The 281-nt window shown below is 41.3% G+C and carries 1 protein-coding gene; it reads left to right on the top strand.

The genetic code is table 11. The features are described 5' to 3' along the window. A partial coding sequence (locus tag QWY29_RS20225) for a hypothetical protein (protein WP_300963026.1) occupies window positions 1-281 on the top strand: 281 nt, incomplete at both ends.

The raw sequence follows: 281 nt of genomic DNA, 5'->3' as shown, positions 1-281 counted from the left end.
CACAGAAATGAAGGTTGAATTGGAAATGGAAGTAGAAGGTGAGGATTCTTATGAGAAATATTCAATGGAAAGTTCAAGCTCATCATATGATGTTTCTTCGTCTCCTCAAAGACCATCTTCTTTGTCAGAGCTTGTTAGTTCTTGTCATAGCTCAGATTCTTCACGTAGCTCTCCGGTTTCAGAAACAAACAACAGAGGGAGCAAAGCAGGTCAGAAGAACAAACCTGGAAGGAAAGCTGGCAGTTTCGCATTCAGAATTAAAGAGCACGTGAGAATGGGAG

This window comes from Nocardioides abyssi (assembly GCF_030412915.1).
Classification (GTDB): Bacteria; Actinomycetota; Actinomycetes; order Propionibacteriales; family Nocardioidaceae; genus Nocardioides; species Nocardioides abyssi.
Note: the sequence above shows the minus strand (reverse complement) of the source record. Positions and strands in the feature narration are given on the sequence as shown.